This window comes from Deltaproteobacteria bacterium (genome assembly GCA_016219225.1).
GTDB lineage: Bacteria > Desulfobacterota > RBG-13-43-22 > RBG-13-43-22 > RBG-13-43-22 > RBG-13-43-22.
In genome coordinates, this window is the sequence record JACRBX010000245.1 from 21,148 (window position 1) to 39,893 (window position 18,746).

Consider the following 18,746-nt stretch of genomic DNA (forward strand, 5'->3'; position numbering starts at 1 on the left):
CCTTTCCCGCTATTAAGTTTATGAAGACACACTTTATTTTTAAGCCCAAAGTTCACACCATTTCTTTCGGATGGCCTTCAAGTCCTCGGGGGGACTCTTGGTGGCCTTGGCGAATTTATCCTTCCAATGCCAGGGACGGCAGGCGATGATTTGCGCCGTGGAATGGGTTAAGTCGCCCTTCTCACGTTTCTCCGGTGACATCATGGGGTTGGTCTCCGAACATCGGGTATGGGTGGCGATGTCAATGGACTCGATCGGATTGGTCCTGGTGCCGAGGGCCCAGAGGAGCTCGGAGAGGTTGGAAGGGTCGATATCCTCATCGACGACAATGCAGTAACGCATGTGCAGCGACGTGGCTTGAAAGGCATTCAAAAGCTGCAGCGTCTGCTTGGCGTGTCCGGCATACTCCTGCTTTATGGAGGCGGCAATAATGGAGTTGGCACCCCCCTCCCCGACAACCCATACGCCCTGTACACCGGGAACCTGCCTTTCCAATTCCGACCAGACCAGCGCTGAGCGCCAGAGATGACGGCCCAGAGTCCAAATTCTGGGGTGTACCATGGCCAGGGTCCCCTGGATAATGGGTTGGTTGCGGTGCAGCACGGCCTTCACGCGGAAGATCGGCTGCGGCCGCTGGCCGCCGGCATAATAGCCGGCCCACTCACCGAAGGGCCCCTCTAACACCGTTCCGGCCTCCGGCGGCAGGAGTTCGCCTTCGAAAACAATCTCGGCAGTGGCCGGGATAGGAAGGTCGGTGGTGATACCCTTGACGACCTCAATGGGCGCCCCCTTGAGACCACCGGCAAAGTCAAGTTCCGGAACTCCCCAGGGTAAGGTCCAATCGGCACCGGCAAAAACCAGCGGCTCCTGCCCGAAGGTAATGGCTACCGGACACCCCTGGCCCTTAGCCCAATATTTCCGTCTCATCATATCACCGTGGTGTCCCCTGGCCATGAAGACCGTAGCCGTGTTGCGGTCATGCACCTGGACCCGCTGCGAGGCGAGATTGACCCAGCCCTCGTCAGGATCACGGGTGATGGTTACCGCCATGGTGCCGATGTATCGTCCGCCATCCCCCGGGCGCCACCAGGGTGTCGGAAATTTCAGGATGTCCACCTCGTCACCGGTGAAAACATTCTCCAGCACCGGGCCGGTCTTGACCTCAACCGGCGGGAGATGGGGCACCCCCCTGCCCAATCGTTCCTTGATGGCCCGCACCAGCCCCATGCCCCTGAGTTCTTCAGGGAGGCCAAAGCACATAGCCACCCGGTGGTCCGTACTGAACAGGTTGGTGGCTACCCGATAGCCCGGCTCGCTCCCCTTAATATTGTCGAAGAGCAGTATTCTCGGGCTGGGTAATCCGGCCTCGACTTCGGTGATCCAACCGATCTCAAAGTTCCAATCAGCGCCATCGACCCGCCTAACCTCACCGGATTCTTCAGACTTGGCAATAAACCCACGAAGATCGTTGAACATCGATCATTTCCTCTCTTGTTTTGATAGGTATCGTCCCTACAGAGGGGGACTGGCGATTATCTTTTCTCCTCGGCCTTAAGCTTCCTGACGACGTCCGCGCGGAGCACCTTTTTGAGGATCTTGAAGTTCTCCATCGGTATTTCATCAACATACTCGAGCCGTTCCGGTATCTTGTAGGGAGCAATCTTTTTGCTCTTCAGGAAGTCCTTCATTTCTTCAAAGGTCAATTTCTCTTGCCCCTTAACAACGACATAGGCGCAGGCCTTTTCCCCCATGATGGGGTCCGGCATGGCCACCACCGCGGCCTTGTCCACATTAGGATGAGTGACCAGCAACTCCTCAATCTCGATGGGGTAGATATTCTGCCCTCCCCGGATAATGACGTCCTTCTTGCGCCCGGATATGACGAGGTTTCCGTTTTTATCCATTTTGACAATATCGCCGCTGTGGAACCAGCCTTCCTTGCCCAGAGTCCCCCAAGCCTCGAGGGTTTTTGCCAGGTCACGGTAATAGCCCGCCGTGGTCAAGGGCCCACGATAAATCAATTCCCCTTCCTGTCCGGCCGGGACCTCGTTACCATTGTCATCGACTACTTTCAGTTCCACCCCGGGGTAGGGTTTGCCCATGGTCGTGCGACGGGTTTCAACGTCATCATCTATCGCCGTCCCGGAAACCCCACCGCCATCGAATGAACCGTACCCGTTGAGGATAGGCACCCCTAATTTTTTCTCCGCCTCAATAATCAAAACTTGATCCAGCGGAGAAGTGGAACAGACAACGCATCTCAGAGACCTGTGGTCGTATCGGTCAAAATCGGGATGGTTAACCACCATGGCTAGCTGGGCCGGAGCGGTAAACAAGATCGTGGCCTTCTCACGCTGGAGCAGCTTGAGAGCTTCTTCAGCATCCCAAATCTCGAGGCAAATCGTTTTGGCGCCTATCTCCGGCTGGGAATAGCAAAAGGCCCCGCCCCGTCCGGCGACCGCATTGATACAATTCAGAACGATGTCATCACCCGTTAACTTGACCGCCCGCTGATAGGCGGTTCCCGTTGCTATTCGATTCGCCGGCATATGCTCGGCTGTCTTCTGGAGGCCGGTCGTGCCACTGGTCAGCCCAACGGTTACGACTTCGGTTGACGTGAACCTGGTTTTCGCCAGCAGCGACACGGGAAATTCCTTGGTTTCAGCCTCGCGTTTCATCTCTTCGATAGAATGCGTTCCAGGCGGCACTGGGTCTCCGCTCACAAAGATATCTTTTAAACTGGATAATTTCGAACGCAGGTCGGTTACAGCTTGATAGTAGTCAAAATTTCGGAACTGCCACGGGAGGACAATCCCCTTTACTTCAAAAGTCTTGATGACATACTCAAGCTCAGCTTCCCGTAAAGTCATTAACGAGGTCAGGGCCACAATCCCGGCTTTTTCACAGGCAAGACGAACGACAAAGGAGTCATTGCAATTGGGCAAGATGACATGAATGACATCATCTTTCTTATAGCCCCTTTTCAGAAAGCTCAGAGCGATGTTATCTGAGAGTTCTTTCACCTGCAACCAGGTCAACCGACCTTTCGAATCAATAAGGGCCTCTTTTTGGGGAATTAATTTGGCATTTTGGTCCCATAAATCGGCAATCGATTCTTTACGCCATAACCCCTTGCTTAAATACTCATCAATCATCTCTTGTGTGTACCGTGTTGGTTTAGCCATTCTATTCCTCCAATTTTGTCGTACCAGGCGTTAACCGGAATGGGCTTTCCCCTCGAGGAAGTTTCTAAACAACGTTTTCCTGGATATTGTTATCATCTGCCAGTGTTTGGGAAAAACAACGGGTTTTTTAATTAAATATATCATTCTATATTGCATGCAATATTACATTTAATATTTTATGTCAAGCAGATAATTTTTTAATTTATTTTGTTTCCTATACAGATTCCATCCGGGAACTTTTGGTTTTCGGATGGTGCGATCATTTGGATTCCCGATAAAGACATTCGGGAATGACGTAAAAAGTTTCGCGATATTGTTAAGTTAAAACGATTAGTTAAAAAAATGAGCGGGTTTAGAGAAGGGTTATGTCAATTTAGCTTTTAAAAAAGCGTCGGTAACTTCCCCATCATTCCGGCGAATGCCGGAATCCAGAAATTATCCTGAAAGGAAAAGACCCTGGATTTCGGTTTTCACCGGAATGGCAAGAGAGAAAGTCAACATAATTCGGATTCAGCATCAGATTTTTCATGGGGCTAAAGTTTTGCAAGGGCTTGGGATGAACAACTTTTTTAACTCAATTTTACCCATTTTTTTTATCAACGACACAATAGATTCCCTCTCCGGCCATGGCCGGGACGAAACACTGGTTATCAGAAAGGCAGGTCGCTTTGCTAAGGTCTCCGGACATCCACCGTTTAATCAGTCCTGGTTCTCGAATGAACGGCCGGCTCATAGAGAGATAATCGGCAATACCTTGATCAATAATCTTTTCCGCTACCGCCAAAGAGCGAATTCCCCCTACCAATATCAAGGGAATTTCCAGATTCTGCCTAAAGGCCCTGGCCGCTTCCAGGAAATAGGCCTCTTTATCTTCGCTGGTAATTCCGGCCCTGGAAGGGGATAACTTGCCCGATTTTACTGTTCCACCACTTAATTCTATAGCATCGATTCCATCTTTTTGGAGCAGGATCCCGATTTTCAAAGAATCTTCCAAACGAAGCCCACCCTCCAGATAATCTTCAGAGTTCAGTTTGACCAGAACAGGGAAATCATTGCCCACTGTTGATCGGACTTTTTTTAAAACTTCTCTTAAGACCTGGTATCGGTTCTCCACCGAACCTCCATAAGCATCGGTGCGCCTATTGAAAAGAGGAGATATAAATTGGCTCATCAGATAGCCGTGGGCCGAATGGAGCTGAACCCCGTCAAACCCGGCCTCCTTGGCCCTTCGGGCCCCTTGGCCAAAGGCTTCGACAAGCTCTTGGATGTCTTGAAGGGTCATGGCCTTACAGGGAGACTTGGAAAATCCCTCGACGCTTGAAGGACCCATCGGATCCTGACCGGTGAGATCCGGGTTTGCCAGACAGCCGGAATGGGCTATTTGGAGAACGATCCGACCACCCTGCCCGTGAACGGCCTGGGTCATCTGCTTGAGCCCGTCGGTCAGTTCATCCTTATAGACGCCTAACTGTCTGGGACCGGCCTGGCCCTCCTTCCTGACATAGGCATGGCTGGAAATGATCAGGCCGACCTGGCCTTCGGCCAACCGGGCCATGAGGTCTATCAGGGCCGGGGTTACTGATCCGTCGTCACCGGCCATCCCTTCCCAGGTCGCCGAACGCACGAATCGATTGGCCAGTTTCATTCCATTGATTTCGGTCGCTTCGAATAGTGTAGACATTTTTTCTCCTTTCAAGGCTCCTCTTATATTGTATGCAATTAACTTGTATACAAGTTATATAATTCATTTCATAGTGTCAAGAATTTTTTTACCCCCTGCCCTACTTTATTTTAGTCTTCCCTTGGTTTTGCGGTGTTCGTTTGGAAATCAGCGGCAGCAAATATTCGGGCCGGCAGTGACTTAAGGCATGAAAGATATTGCCCCTGATCTTCTTGTTGCGGGCATAAAAGACCGACAGAAACTCTTTGATCTCTTTCCGGGAAGAATTCTGGGCGCTGGGACAGGGGTTGGGAATTTCGAAGAGATTCATCCGCCGGGCAAACCCTTTGATTTTGGATTCTTCCAAGAGGGCCAAAGGACGAATAATGGTTAACCGACCTTCAAACAGAGACTGCCTGGGGAGCATGGTGCTGAGTTCTCCGCTGAAAAACATATTCAGAAATAAAGTCTCTATGATGTCATCTTTATTATGGCCGAGGGCGATTTTGGTAAAATTCAGAACCTTGGAAAGTTGAAAAAGGTGTTTCCGCCTGAGCCAGGAACATAAAAAACAAGGGTTTTCCTTATTTTCAGGTCCATGGGCCAATATTCCGTAGTCGGTTTTTTCGAAATAGAAAGGCACCCCCATTTCCCGGCATGCGGCTTCAATCCGTTGAGGCTGGGTCCCCTCAAACCCCATGTCCAGATGGATAGCCAGCAAATCATAGCGTATAGGCACCCATTTCAGGCGCTCCTTCAGCATAAAAAGCAAGGCCATACTGTCTTTTCCCCCGGAAACGGCCACGGCCAGATGATCGCCGTCGGCAATCATATCATAGTCCCGGATGGCCTTGCCCAGGAGTCCTTGGATTTTTTTATCGGCGGTGGTAATATTTCGGGACATGGGGATCATAAAGATTCTTAAAAATAAAAAGGACTCCCGAAGGTCGGACAGAGTTCCCGGCCGGGCGATCAGGGGCAGACGGTTCAACCGGCGAAAACGACTTCCCCTTCATGGGCGTACTCAGCCATCAGGGTGGTTCTGTTTTTATATTCTTCCGGCGTCATGGTAATGATATCCAGGGGCACCATGAATTTTTTGATGGTTTGGATTTCGGCATTTTTTAATAACTCCACCCTCCGAAAGATATTTTTTCTTCTGAAATTTTCAGAAACCACCACAATATCAATATCACTTTCAGCGGTGGCATTTCCTTTCACCTGGGAACCAAAAAGGATGATTTTTGACACCCTTACATTTTCTTCCTCCAGTTTTTCCCCAAAGAATTTAGCTACCGCTCTTATTTTCTTTTTAACCATTTCAAAAACCCTTTGCTTTTTTCAAGCATTAATTCCGTTTTTTTCCTGCTATAATCTTTCTTCATCTTCTCAATATCCTCAGGATACCTTGAAGGCTTAAATTAATACTTCCTTAATCGGCCAGTTCCGCAAAGATAGTCAACTTGACGGCATCACCGATTCTTTTAATTTCCGGTCGTTTCCCGGAAAGTTCCCTACTATCCCGCACCAGGTTCAAAAACCCTTCACCTCTTGCCTCCATAAAACTGGTCCCAGTTAACGGACTCGGGAAATCACGCATGAAGCCAGCCAGTTGTTGATTGCGACGAACCGGCTGGCAGCCTGTGTAAAGAGCCTCCTCGGTCAAGGTATTATGTAACCCGCCCGGGTTTTGAATTTCAATGCGATCGGGGAAGATACGAATAATAATCTGAGAGCCGGTAATCTCATAGTCGCGATGGACCACCGCATTGACAACCGCTTCTTGAAGGGCAGTAGCCACGTATGCCGGAAGATCTCGCCGCCCTAAAACCTCTTTTTTAGATGCGGTGGCGATAAGGGGGGAGGTCTGAAAATAATGGAGAACCTGAAGAATCTGTTCCGGAAGAGGACCGGTTACTTTTTTTACATCGGCCGTTTCTCCATCAGCTATGTCATGCTTGTATGCCGCTATATCTATGAAAGCACCCCCTAGAACGGTATCGGGACGTTCTGAAAAAAGAAGAATACCAAGATGAGTCGGTATGGTTTGCTGTTGCATTTCTATGGCCAGTTTTAGATTGATCAATAGACGTTCATAGGTCAGTCCATCCATTTGGAAAGATCTGGAAAAACGACGTTGGTAGTAAGCATCCACTCTTGATCGATCTATGAGAGATAATGTTTTTCCCAAGGCCGGTCTTTCTTCAAAAGGAATCAATAGGTTCCGGAGGGCAAGCAGTCGGCCCAATTGCTCTGGTGGTATCGGATGACGATGGCTCCCCACCCGTTTCAAAAAACGACCATCAATTGTTTGATGAACGGAATAATAGGCTTTTGGAATATCTATCTTGAGACAAAGACGCGGATTCCGATCTTCGTCAGGCAGTTGAACCCAGTTTATAATGGGTTCAATCATGGGTTTGCAATTGTGGAGGCCTGTATTGACGACAAATTGCTCAAGGACAGGACGTTTATCAACAGGAATACCGACAACCGCGCTATCCTTTCGAACACCAAAAACAATAACCCCGCCTTCGGTGTTGGCCATGGAGCAAAAAACCTCGGCAATTTCGGGCGCTGCCCGTCCTGCTTCGCCGATACGGACCTGGTCCCCTTTAAAGATAACCTCTTTTAACTCCAGATAGGTATCTTCTCCGGCGGCCATTTCAGCCAATAGGGCTTGCATATCATCGTACATAAGAATCCTCGCCAATTAAAAGTTATATTTCTCCTTGCGCTTTATGAATGCTTCTTTTGAGCCTTCCATGATGTCCAGAACTGCCCTGGTCACTTCGGAGCGATCAAGGCCCCCCTGGGCACGGCAGGTCCCCTTCCCCCCCCTGGCTTCAAGGGTATAGACTAACTCTGCGTCGCCATTTACCGGAAGATTGGCATTATGGGTAACAATAATCAATTGCCGCTGAATCTTGGCTTTACGGAGCATAGGAACCAACTCCTGGTATAAAAATTCGCTGTCGAGCTCATCTTCGGGCTGGTCAATTAAAACAGGGCCGTGTCCCCGGGCAAGGAGAAGTGAAAGGATGGCCGTATTTTTCTGTCCGGTTGACAGATCTCCTTTCTGAAAAGAACCGGCTTCGGTGTCATCGCTGCGAAGTAAAACGAGATCGGCTGAATCCGGAATACGCGTCAGTAATAGATCGAACCATTTTTCAGCTTGTTCTTGCTGCACATTCTTGATTGCATCCAAATGGTTCTGCACTATACCAGGAAGTTTTGTAGGGGTGCCCATATTCCTTTCCAACCATTGGATCGGATTTCCAGACATCAGAGACGTTTGAGAATTGTTGATTTCCGACTGAAAAGCCTCAAAGAGATGTTCCCCAATATTTTCTCCACCTTCCCCGTCCCGGGATTCTCGGTCCCATACCCGGCCTGCCTGAGAACGGGCATCCGGGGATATCTCCTTCCATTTCTTCAAAAACGCTTCCTTATCTCCTGCGAATATAAGGGATGTTTTCAATATAGATTGTCGGCAGTTTGTGCGGGGCATGGTATCGCTCGAAACCATTTCATCAAGAATGGCTTTTCGTTTATTGGTTTCATTAAACCAACACTCCGTCAGGTTCTTCAATAGATCATCCCTGTCAGGCATTTGTTTCCTCTTGACACCAATTTCAGCCTCCTTAGCCCGCACGGCTGCTTGTTTAGCTCGGTGTTGAATTTCGGTCTCTCGCAGTTGTTCGGCCTCCAATGTGGTCAATCCTTTTTCACTGCAAGCTTGTTGAAATTGTTCTTCAGCCGTTAGGATAGCCTGCTGGGCTTTTTCCCAGTCAGGATGTTTGGTCAGGGCCTGATCCACATTCCTTCGAAAAGCCCTGGCGGCGGAGCGTATGGCTTCAGCCATACCCTGATAGGCAGCGGTAACTACTTCCTCAACCTGTTGGAAATACCTTTTACCAGGAAAAGCGTCCAAACGACTTCCCAGGGGCAAGGGCTCGGTTTCCAATTCTTCGGTCAGTTCTAAAAGCCGGTTCTCCGTTTCAAGTGATTTGTTTACCAATGAATCGAGGTACCTTTTTGATTCCTGAGCACCTCGGTGCCTTTTTAGCTCCTCCTGGACTTGTGCCTTAGCCGCAAGTTGGCGGGCAAGCTCTTCCTCTTTCTGCTTTAAGGAATTTAACTCGGCATCGAGACGTCTAATGGTTTCTTCCATTTTGTGCGCCAATTTCAACTGATCAATAAGTTCCAGCGATCTTGCCCGATAAGGCTCCAACCGATCAGCGGCCAGACTATCAATGAACTGCAGGAGAGATTGCTGCCGGTCAGCAAGTTGGGTAATTTCCTCCTGGCTGAAAATGATAGCAGCAAGCTGCCGGAAGACGGTTGGAAGGTCATCTACGTTTCGGCTCTCGATATGGGCTGGTTGTCCATAACCATCGACGACGATATGGTCTTCAAGACCTCCATGAACGACACCCAATTCGATCCGGGTTGAACCTCTAAATGTTCCTCGAAGCCGTTTGACTTGTCTGGCAGCCACATGGTCTCTTTCATCCATGCCTTCGAAGGTCATCTCCCCCCGCAAGCCAAGGCGCAAGCTTTCGAAAAGCAGGGACTTGCCACTCCCCCGGCCACCTATAATGCAATTGAGGTGAGGTGAAAGGACAATGGCCTGGTTTTCTAAAAATTTATTATCTCTAATCCTGATAGTTCTCACCTGCGTATGGGTAACCTGTGGCGGAGTGGGATTCAAACTGATCCGGGACTCCGGATCGAGAAAGGCCTGACGTAAAGCTTCGATGGAGGGGCGGGACATTTTAATCCAGGTAAAACGGCACCCCAAGTTATTAGGAACACCGGAATTCTCCAATGACTTCCCATCCGATCCGCATATCGGTGCCGGCTGACGATTGGGCTTAGGCCGATTCCATTGTTCATATGAGCCATTTAATATCAATCGGGCCTTTTCGGAAAGAGGCCAGGAGTTTACTTCAACACTATAAAGATCAGGATTGTTGATAAAATCCGATATGTTAACAGGATCATTACAGATACCATCATTACTGAAAGCATGCGCCGCAATTACAATGCCGCCAATCTCTTTCTGCACTTTATCGAGGACTTCCCTTAAAGACCAGCATTGTCCATGATGTTTTGGTTGTTGAGACACGCCGTTAATGAAACGGTCGTTAGCTGCCATACCCATATTCGTTAAAATATCACTAATCGTTTGAAGCCTTTTCCCTTCCTTAACCGGCTCAAAAAGGCAAAGAACGTGATACCGGATATCCAGCTCAAAGCCTGGAAAGATAACCAAAGGCGCACGTCCTGAGGAATCGGCCGCCGTCTTGTTTTGTTCGATCACATGGGTTAAAAACCATTTTCTATGGTCAGTTTCAGCACTGAAATTGTGATCCGTTACGGCAATACAATCCAACTCAAGGTCGTGGCAGTATCGAAGAAATCGGCGGGCCTTTTCCTGAAGGTCCTCCTCTGACCTTGGAGAAAGCAACCGGATGGATGAATCATTCCAATGCCCTGCATCTTCTGGGGTATGGACATGCAGATCGCACTTAAACCACCGCATGCCCTGATATTCCGGAGCCGTGTTCATTTGATTGCCTCCTTAAGGTCCAGATACTCTATTATATTCTTTCTCATTTATACCTGCCGTAGTTGTCTTTTTAAGGAACTCTGAATCTTCCTTTCAGACTATGCCTATTTGAAGCTGGATCGAATTCTTTCTGGATATCGTCCCTGTCTTTTCGCCCCAATCGCGTCCAGGTGGTTTGGGAATTCGGGGCCGTAGTGGTATCAAATCCATTTTGCATTCCAATACCAACCAGATTGCTGATCAGGTGGCGATCATGAAAATCATCCCAGATAAAAACTTCGATGTCCAATCCAATCTGCTTTAAAGTCTCTGATAACTTTTTTCTGAACGTTTCCTCCAGATCGGATAGGTTTAATATCTGACGTTGTGATCCTGAACCCCGATAACAGACACGATGTATCTCTATTAAAGGAACAGGGGTCCTACCACCAGCCTCCTCCAGAAGTTTAATGAACTCTTGGTAATGGCCCCGACCTGGGTCCAGGTGGGGATCAATAAACATGATGGAATTGGCATGTTTCAGCACAAGATTTAAGGCATTCTTATAATCTTCTATTCTTCTATGTGGCCTGATTGAAGGGCTTCGGCTGGACCACCATGAGGTTGTGGATAGTTTCTGAACCGGAGCTATAATGGGTTGGCCTTTGAATAAACCGGAGATACAATCCGTAACGATAATTCCGTTTAGAGGGATTGTCTTGTGACTGGCCAAGGCTTCCTCGCACCATTCCGAATCATTAGACGGGAGATTTTGGCCAATGCCCGTATGAAAAATAAGTCGTTTTTGAAGAGCTAATTTTTTAATCAACTCTTTGCCGCGGGGGTGCCATGGTCTGTGATCATTTACGAATGTTTGAGCCCATTCTCCATTCCAAAGGTTCCGAACGAGCCCTTCCTGAATCAAAACCTCTTTTATATTTTGAAGATGTAAGCCGCAGGTTTCGACACTTCCATATGAAGTGCCGTCAATAACATCCGGAGTAAAGGCATACTCTGACAACAAGGCCATTAAAAAATCTCCCGAAGTCCCTCTTCAAAAAAGCCACCAGGCCAGGCTTTGACCAGCTCCCCATTTTCATTCAAAGGCATCTCTCTGACGATACTCCGGGAGCCATCCGGCTCTACAAACAGGACCATCACGTCTTCGGGGCAGACCGGTAAACATCCCTTAGGCAATTTTCCTGCATTTGTTTCCCGCATCCGACGCATAATCCGCAACAACAAATGTTCGCTATGGGTCTCAATCAGAAAGCGGTTTCTATTCTCGCCAAGGGCCGATTGAATAAAAACATCGCCAAGATCAGCTTGAATGGCCGGATGAAGATGAATTTCGGGTTGTTCAATGGCGATAATTTTGTTGTGCGAAGCATAGGCTCCAACAAGGACAGGCAAAACTTGGCTTACCCCAATACCCACATCTCGATGGCTTACCACTGTTTTGCTCCGGCGATCAATTAAAATAACTTCTTGAATATCTGACAATTCTTCCTGATTATCTTTCAGTCTATCAAGAATTGAAGGTACTAATTCTCCAAAGAGATCCCCTTTATAATCCATACCTTCGTATTTTCCAATTCCTGTATATTGCGCTTCGATATCAATAAGGTGATCCCAAAAGTCACGATTTAAATCGTCTATAGTTAATAAATTCCGAATTGTTAACTCGTAAGGTGTCTGTAGTCGATTCTGGGAAGTAAGCCACTCGTTAACCTTTTCTCGAACTTTTGAATCTTGTCGGACTACATCCCAGGCATAACCACCGCCAGCAAACCAATTGGGATCATGATGTTGAGAAAAAGCAAGATGCCTGGGTGGATAGGATCTAAGGGGGCCCAAATATTGAAGACGCAGAAGTTCAGATTCAATATAACTGCTAACCCCCCGGATTAATTCATTAATTGTCCGAGGAATAAAGAACCGCACAGCCGCCGCAAGATCTTCCTGTCGCCGACCTTTACTAACAGGAAAAAGAGAAGGCTGAGCATCAGGTGTAAAAAAGTCGGTTTTATTTATCCCCGCAGGAAGGAATTTTTCAACAGAAGCCTCAAGTTCTGGAACGATTTCCGAAATAGCTTCTTCTAGACCTTCATAGTCGGAAGGACGAAAGGTTTCCGTTGTTGTAGACGTTTCCACGATAGCCTTTATAACTTCCCTGAAAATCGGATTGTCATGTTCCAGGCGATCCAGTTTCAAGGAACCATCTCTGCGTCTGCTCATGCGAAGAAGGCTATTGTTATCCCCAAACAGCTCATAAGCAATGATCTCAGGTTTAGCCCCAGATAATGGTCGGCCTTGATCGTCGAGGCTGATCCCAATTGTAACAGTAATCATGGCCTTTTTAACGGGAGCCAGTAATTCCTGCAAACGCCCTTTAAAATAAGCTGTATCCAATTCTGCAGACCATTCCAACCTGCGGCTTACTTCACGCCTATGAACAAACTGCCGAAAACCCCCTAAATCTACAGCATCCCCGCCCAAGTTGGACCGATGGACATCAAGTTCCCCGGTCTCCAAGGCATAATGGGCAAAAATCAGACTATGGAGAATACTCGATTTGCCGGAGCTATTCGCCCCATAGATAAGGGTCAAAGGGCGAATAGGGATGCGTTGGGTATCGGCAAAGGCTTTAAAATTTCCGATTGAGATACTTAGCATCATATTTTTACCTAAATTGAGTTTGCTTCTACCAACTCAGCAATTCTATCCAGTGAATTCTTAACTACCAAAGCTAAATCATCCCGTTCTTTTCTCAAAAGCCAGCGGTTTTTTGCTCCCCCTCTGTTATCGTATGGATGAGAGCCGGGAAGTAGGTTACGTCTATTGTGAATTTGGCGTAACAAAACCGCTTCAGTTGGGTAGTGTCTGTCAAATGGTGATCCAACGGCAATCAGTGTGCCATATCCCACCAACCGGCCACCACCGCTAAGTCTTGAATGACCTGGCAGACCTTTTGATTCGAGGAAACTAAAAAACTGACGAACGGTTATGTCATTGAAGCTATCCTGTAAAGCAAGCCACTCTGAGTATGCTGCGGGAAAACGCGCTTCTGCCTCTATGAGAATTTGTAATGCGTGTTCGTATTCAGTCCCTAAAAGCTGCCTCCAAATTTGAATATTTGCACAACTGTAAAGAGATATTAGCCTTTCAGCAACCCAGTCGGTTTCAGTTTGTTGACGGCGGTGGATAACCCCAAGTGATCTTAAAGAATTTCTACATATCGGTGATAAATCGCTCTGCCGTATTTCCAAGATATTCAGGGATATTCTTCGACGTTGAAGTTCACGGGCTGCTGCAAGCTGCTCCTCCACTGTACCGATCAATAAAGTTTTCGCCAGACCGTTCGGTTTGAACTCCTTGTCAGGGAAGAAAGGAGCAAGCAATGCCCGACTAATGGGGAGTTCAGAAGCCAATCTTCTTCCTAATCGTGATAAACCTTCCACTTCACATCGCATTAGATAATGCATTACACCCCAAGATAGGGCCATGCAAGCCTTACGTTTTTTTACATCGGCACGGGCAAGCTCCAACCCCAAACTCAGTTCATTTCGGCATCCCAGTAAGGAAATAACATGCCATATTTCTCCACGTACATACGAGTATGGCAACCCACTTGCCAAGTACTGCAACGCCACGCGGACAATCTTTCGGCGATAGCCGAAATTAGAAAAGTAAGCGAGAAATGCATCGATGTGTTCCGGATGCCTTGGTAATAGTTTTAGCACTATATTTAGAAATTTTCCATCCACAGGAGCACGATACATAACATACCGAAAGCGCGATTTGTCCTTAATCTTTAGCGGCTTGCCTCCAATAGCTGATTTAAGAATTTCGCGCGCATCTGAAATTGTCATCTCAGGGTCCGAATCTCTTTTCCCTTCAGTTGGGGCGAGACTGGGGAGGGCGCCCATTGCATCTCCCGGAGATTCAAGTTTTTTAATTTCGAATTTCTTGCTCTGCGGAATCAAGCCTCGGTGACGGCATAGCTGTTCCAACATAATAGCAGTTTGACGTACCTCATTTTCCGTCTTCCCAAATAGACGAATATCATCTACATATCGAATATAATTACAACCTGCCTTCAAGAGTTCGATGTCAATCGGCAAAAAGAATGCTTCAGCAAGAAAATCAGAGGCTATAGGCCCTTGTGGAATACCGTGACCCGTCATTGCAGAACTATCAGCTGCCGACCATTTCTGCAACCATTTACTCACGATATCCCAAGTTTCCGGATGGGGGTTATGAGGCGACGCGATCCGGATTAAAAGGTCATGGGAAATCGTATCGTAATAGGCTGAGAGATCGAAATGGGCCGCCCATCTATAGCCCTTTGTGAAGTATTCCACACATTTATCTTGGAAAACACTGTAGGTGGACTGCCATCGCTCTGTAAAGAAGATCGAATCCCCGGGTTCAGTAAGCTTATTGCTAAAGACGGTATCAAGCTCAACCCTCTGTCGTTTTGTGCGTAATTTTTGGGCAAATACATTCGCAATTACTTGCAGGAGAATCTGGTCTTCGATACAAAGCAGCGATATCGGACGCTGAAGGCCAGATGGCTTTGGAAGGTAAATTCGTGTGGAATGATTTGGCTGCCATGCCTTCGCGATAAGCTTCTTATGTAAATCCCGAATATTCTCATCGACAGCGCTTTCATATACAAGATATAATTCACGGAAAAATCTCTTATATTGGAGATTTAAGCCAGTATTTATCCGCCTCCATGCAAGCTTCAGATTCGGAGTTGATACAAAAGATTTCCAGTGCATTATAAATCACTCATCCTAAAACCTTAGCCTGCGCCTCCATTTCAGCCAGGAGTTCTTCCATATGGACTTCGCGCCATTTGTGCGTGAGATCACCTGTGAAGGCTTGATGGAGAATGGTTGCAAACAGATTATCTAACATGTTCGAAGAGTTCCTTCGAGAATCTTGTAATTCAATAAGCCGTAAAATCACATCATCAAATTGTTTTATTTTGGAATTATCCGTGGGATATGAAACTCTAAACCCAAGCACGTCATTGTCCGTGACCGCAGGATAGGAAGCACCTCTAGCCATGCTGTTCAATGATTCGGTGAACCATCGAAGTCGAGATAAAGTGTAGAGATAGCCAAACCCCTTGTTGTTTCTGGCTCGGAGTACGCAGAATCCCGTGCTGCAAATCTCGTTGTCAAGCTCAGCAGGAACCAGTGCCGTCGCCCTCAAATAAGGCCTAACCGTTGAAATCAAAATGTCATTCGTTCGGATGACCTGCCGTGCCCGACTCGGTGCTTCCCGCCCGGCCAATTCCTTAAATTCAACAATTTTGCCCGACTCACCATCTACACCGGAAATGTCAACATATTTAAAGGTATTGTCTGGAGAATCAGTAGGGTTTCGCCGCTGAATCCGCTCAACGAGTTCTCCCACAGACACTTTAGGATAAGCATGGGGATTCGTGACCTGATCGCCAATTATTTTATAGAAAAGGGCGGGGAGGATGCGGGCGGCTTTGGCATCGGCTTCGGCGCGCTTCTTTCGCAAGGTATCTGCTTGGTCAAGAATTTCCACAATCCGTCTCTGTTCGGAGATACAAGGTAATGGAATCAGAACATCTTCAAAAAAATCTTGAGGCACTCTTTGTTGTCCAGCGGCCCCCCTCATCCGCAATTTAGCTTCTTTTCGAAATGTTTGACGGCGGATAAAGTAATGAAGAAATCGAGGATCCAATACGTTCTGGTTGGCTCGAAGTACATGAAACTCGGTCGAACCGAAACCAATATTATTTTTTAACCCGAACGCAAGCGCAGATTTTCCATTTTCCATACATGGAGTAATCTTGGCAAAAAGAACATCTTTATTCTCAAAGTATGTAAATCCTTTTTTCACCTCTCCATATGGACGTACCTCTGCCGCTTCAATGACGGCATTTTTTTCTGAAACAGCCATCATGGGAACGAATGTTATCGGATCATCATCAATTAACTTAATTGATTGGGGACGACGAGGATTAATATCTACAACTTCCGGCATTGGAAACATAGTCCAATTCATCTTACCGTCTCTATTTCCTGAAGTAGCTTTTTCAAACCGGTAGCGATGTCGTTTTCAAGAGCCAGGGTTTCCCTGATTAGATCAGCCGGGTCTTCCTCATGAGCTTTTTCGGTAATTTGCGGCTTGTAACGGCCGGCAGCCAAGTTGTAATCGTTCTCCGTAATGACTTCCAATGTTGTCCACCAGCATCGAGATTCATCGCTTTCTGCTGGTAGAAGGGTCCCGGCTTCCACACCGGGAGGGTTCTTAAAGCTGGATTTTTTATATTTTGTCCATTGAAGCAAAAGGTCAGGAATATCATTCCGTTCCGGTGTCTCGGGCCGTCCACCTCCGGAAATTTTGTCCGGGTCATATCCATCGGCCCGGATTTCGTAAAACCAAACCTTTTTATTTTCGCTTGGATTCTTTTGTTTTGAAATCTTCAATCCTCGATCTGCAATCGACATTGGTTTCCTGAAAACTATGATACCAGTTTTGACACCGGCGTATGGTTTGAAAACACCGGCAGGTAGGGATACCACAGCCAGAAGATCAAAATCTTCCACCAGTTTGCGCCTAAGCTCCAAGTGAGCCGAGGTCGATCGGAAGAGCAAGCCTTCAGGCACTACCACTGCGCATTGCCCACCGGGGACGAGGGCCTCCATCATTACCCCCAGGAAAAGGAGTTCGCTCTTTTTGGAGTTTGTAGGCAAATCCTTGCGGATGGATTCTTTAGGGAGCACGCCGGCAAAGGGCGGATTGGAAAGGATCACCTTGTAGCGGCGGATCAAATCATCTTCTGACAGGCCACCCATGTCCGATAGGGTGTTAGCCCTTTTGACATTCGCCTGGCGGATACCATGGAGCACCAGATTCATCATGGCTATGCGCATCATTTGGCGGGATACATCGTTGCCGTAGATGGATCGTTCCAGGACACCCCAATCAGGGATTTTTTCTCCCGGGCCTTTATGATAGGTCTGAATGGTCGGTATTTCTTTCTTGGCCTCCTCTATTGATTGCCCCCTTTTCTCCAGCCATTCTTCTCCGTAGATAGGCACTTCCTGGGGTTCCGTTGAATATTTGGCCAGAATGTATTCCACCGAATCGATGAGAAAACCGCCGGTGCCGCAGGCTGGATCGTATATCGTGTCTCCCAGGTCTGGATCGAGCATGGCTACCATCATAGTCCTGATTTGCCGGGGGGTGCGGAATTGACCGTTCAGGGCCGATTGTCCCAGGTGAGTCAGGAGATATTCAAAGATATCGCCTTTAACATCCGTTCCGAGTTTTGCAAAGTCGATTCCATCGATTTCATCCACCACCTGCTTGAGTACATTGGGATCCATAATTTCCAATATGGCATCCCGGAAATATTCGGCGATTTGGGGTTCCTCCTTAACCAGGGAGGCCATATAAGGAAAAACCTCGTCCCGTACATAATCGCGAAGATCAGGGCCGCTCTTGAACCGCCACTTGGTCCAGCGATAGCGTTCGGCTTGTTTAGGGAAAAGAAGTCGGCCATTACCATTGGCGGACTTGCCCAAAAGGCGGGATTTTAATTCCCGGCTCGACTCCTCTTCGTCGAGCAACTTCAAGTAAATCAGATAAGATATCTGTTCAATATAAGTTACCGGATTGGTAACACCACCGGCCCAGAGGATGTCGGTGATCCGATCCAATTTTCTCCGTAAATCCTGGTTCATTAATGCTCCTTAAGCGACTTCCTTTATAAAAACCGATTCATTCATATCTTCGATAATCTCCTTAAGCCCCTTTTCTCCAAATAGCTCTACCCCAAGCCCGGCCGCATTCAGAATAGACAATGGAGGCTGAAATAAATCCTCCAGCTCGATTCGGCCGCGGGCAATTCCACGGTTTTTGATCAATGAAAGATACTGGGCCTGATTGGGAGTGAGTGACTTGGATACCAGCCAGGCCTGAAAATTTTCGGTCAACTCCTCTTCCCGTGGCTTCATTTTCAGGCGGCCCAGGGCGGCCTTGATAAAATCGATCAGGTTCCCGCCCGGCTTGCGGTAAGCTCGTCGGAGGTTTTCCTCGTTGAAATACATCTCAGGGCGGTTAAGCTTATCGGAAAGTATTTTTTCCTCTTCTTCCGACAATAAATCATCCTGCTGAACTTTCTGAATAATCGGGTCCTCTTTTTCAGCGGACCGGATTGTCTTTTCCCAGTTGGTGACATATTCTTTCTTATCGACACGCTCTCCTATCGGACCCACGTCAACGTAGGTCACGGCATAAAGCCATTCATCTTCCAGGCCGAGTTCGACAAGGTCACCAGGGTGTTTGGATG

13 protein-coding genes are annotated in these 18,746 nt (G+C 47.6%); all 13 read right to left on the reverse strand.

The features are described from left to right. Positions 1–39: 39 nt before the first annotated feature. Positions 40–1,476, reverse strand: coding sequence for a UbiD family decarboxylase (locus HY879_20425; GenBank protein ID MBI5605706.1), 1,437 nt, complete (start codon positions 1,474–1,476; stop codon positions 40–42). Positions 1,477–1,532: 56 nt separating this feature from the next. Then, on the reverse strand, positions 1,533–3,185 hold the full coding sequence (locus HY879_20430; protein ID MBI5605707.1) for an AMP-binding protein: 1,653 nt from the start codon (positions 3,183–3,185) through the stop codon (positions 1,533–1,535). Positions 3,186–3,765: 580 nt separating this feature from the next. Further along, entirely contained in the window at positions 3,766–4,866 is a 1,101-nt protein-coding gene (locus tag HY879_20435; GenBank protein MBI5605708.1) for an NADH:flavin oxidoreductase, read from the reverse strand. Between the two features lie 100 nt (positions 4,867–4,966). Next, the gene (locus tag HY879_20440; protein ID MBI5605709.1) at positions 4,967–5,749 is read right to left on the reverse strand and encodes a tRNA 2-thiocytidine(32) synthetase TtcA; all 783 of its coding nucleotides are present in this window, start codon (positions 5,747–5,749) and stop codon (positions 4,967–4,969) included. 83 nt (positions 5,750–5,832) lie between these two features. After that, entirely contained in the window at positions 5,833–6,165 is a 333-nt protein-coding gene (locus tag HY879_20445) for a nucleotidyltransferase domain-containing protein (GenBank protein MBI5605710.1), read from the reverse strand. A 112-nt stretch (positions 6,166–6,277) separates the two neighbouring features. Next, positions 6,278–7,558, reverse strand: a complete 1,281-nt coding sequence (locus tag HY879_20450) for a putative DNA binding domain-containing protein (protein MBI5605711.1) — start codon at positions 7,556–7,558, stop codon at positions 6,278–6,280. Beyond that, positions 7,559–10,420, reverse strand: coding sequence for an AAA family ATPase (locus HY879_20455; protein MBI5605712.1), 2,862 nt, complete (start codon positions 10,418–10,420; stop codon positions 7,559–7,561). A gap of 70 nt (positions 10,421–10,490) precedes the next feature. After that, positions 10,491–11,429, reverse strand: coding sequence for a hypothetical protein (locus HY879_20460; protein MBI5605713.1), 939 nt, complete (start codon positions 11,427–11,429; stop codon positions 10,491–10,493). Continuing rightward, a complete protein-coding gene (locus HY879_20465) occupies positions 11,429–13,078 on the reverse strand; it encodes an AAA family ATPase (protein MBI5605714.1) in 1,650 nt (549 codons plus the stop codon). The genes HY879_20460 and HY879_20465 overlap by 1 nt, the downstream gene beginning before the upstream one ends. Positions 13,079–13,086: 8 nt before the next feature. Next, complete coding sequence (locus tag HY879_20470; GenBank protein ID MBI5605715.1) at positions 13,087–15,186, reverse strand: hypothetical protein; 2,100 nt, start codon at positions 15,184–15,186, stop codon at positions 13,087–13,089. 10 nt (positions 15,187–15,196) lie between these two features. Further along, positions 15,197–16,453, reverse strand: a complete 1,257-nt coding sequence (locus HY879_20475; protein ID MBI5605716.1) for a restriction endonuclease subunit S — start codon at positions 16,451–16,453, stop codon at positions 15,197–15,199. Then, on the reverse strand, positions 16,450–18,138 hold the full coding sequence (locus tag HY879_20480; GenBank protein MBI5605717.1) for an SAM-dependent DNA methyltransferase: 1,689 nt from the start codon (positions 18,136–18,138) through the stop codon (positions 16,450–16,452). Before HY879_20480 ends, HY879_20475 begins: the two co-directional genes overlap by 4 nt. A gap of 9 nt (positions 18,139–18,147) precedes the next feature. Then, positions 18,148–18,746, reverse strand: a 599-nt coding sequence (locus tag HY879_20485; GenBank protein MBI5605718.1) for a restriction endonuclease subunit R, incomplete at its 5' end; no start/stop codon positions are given.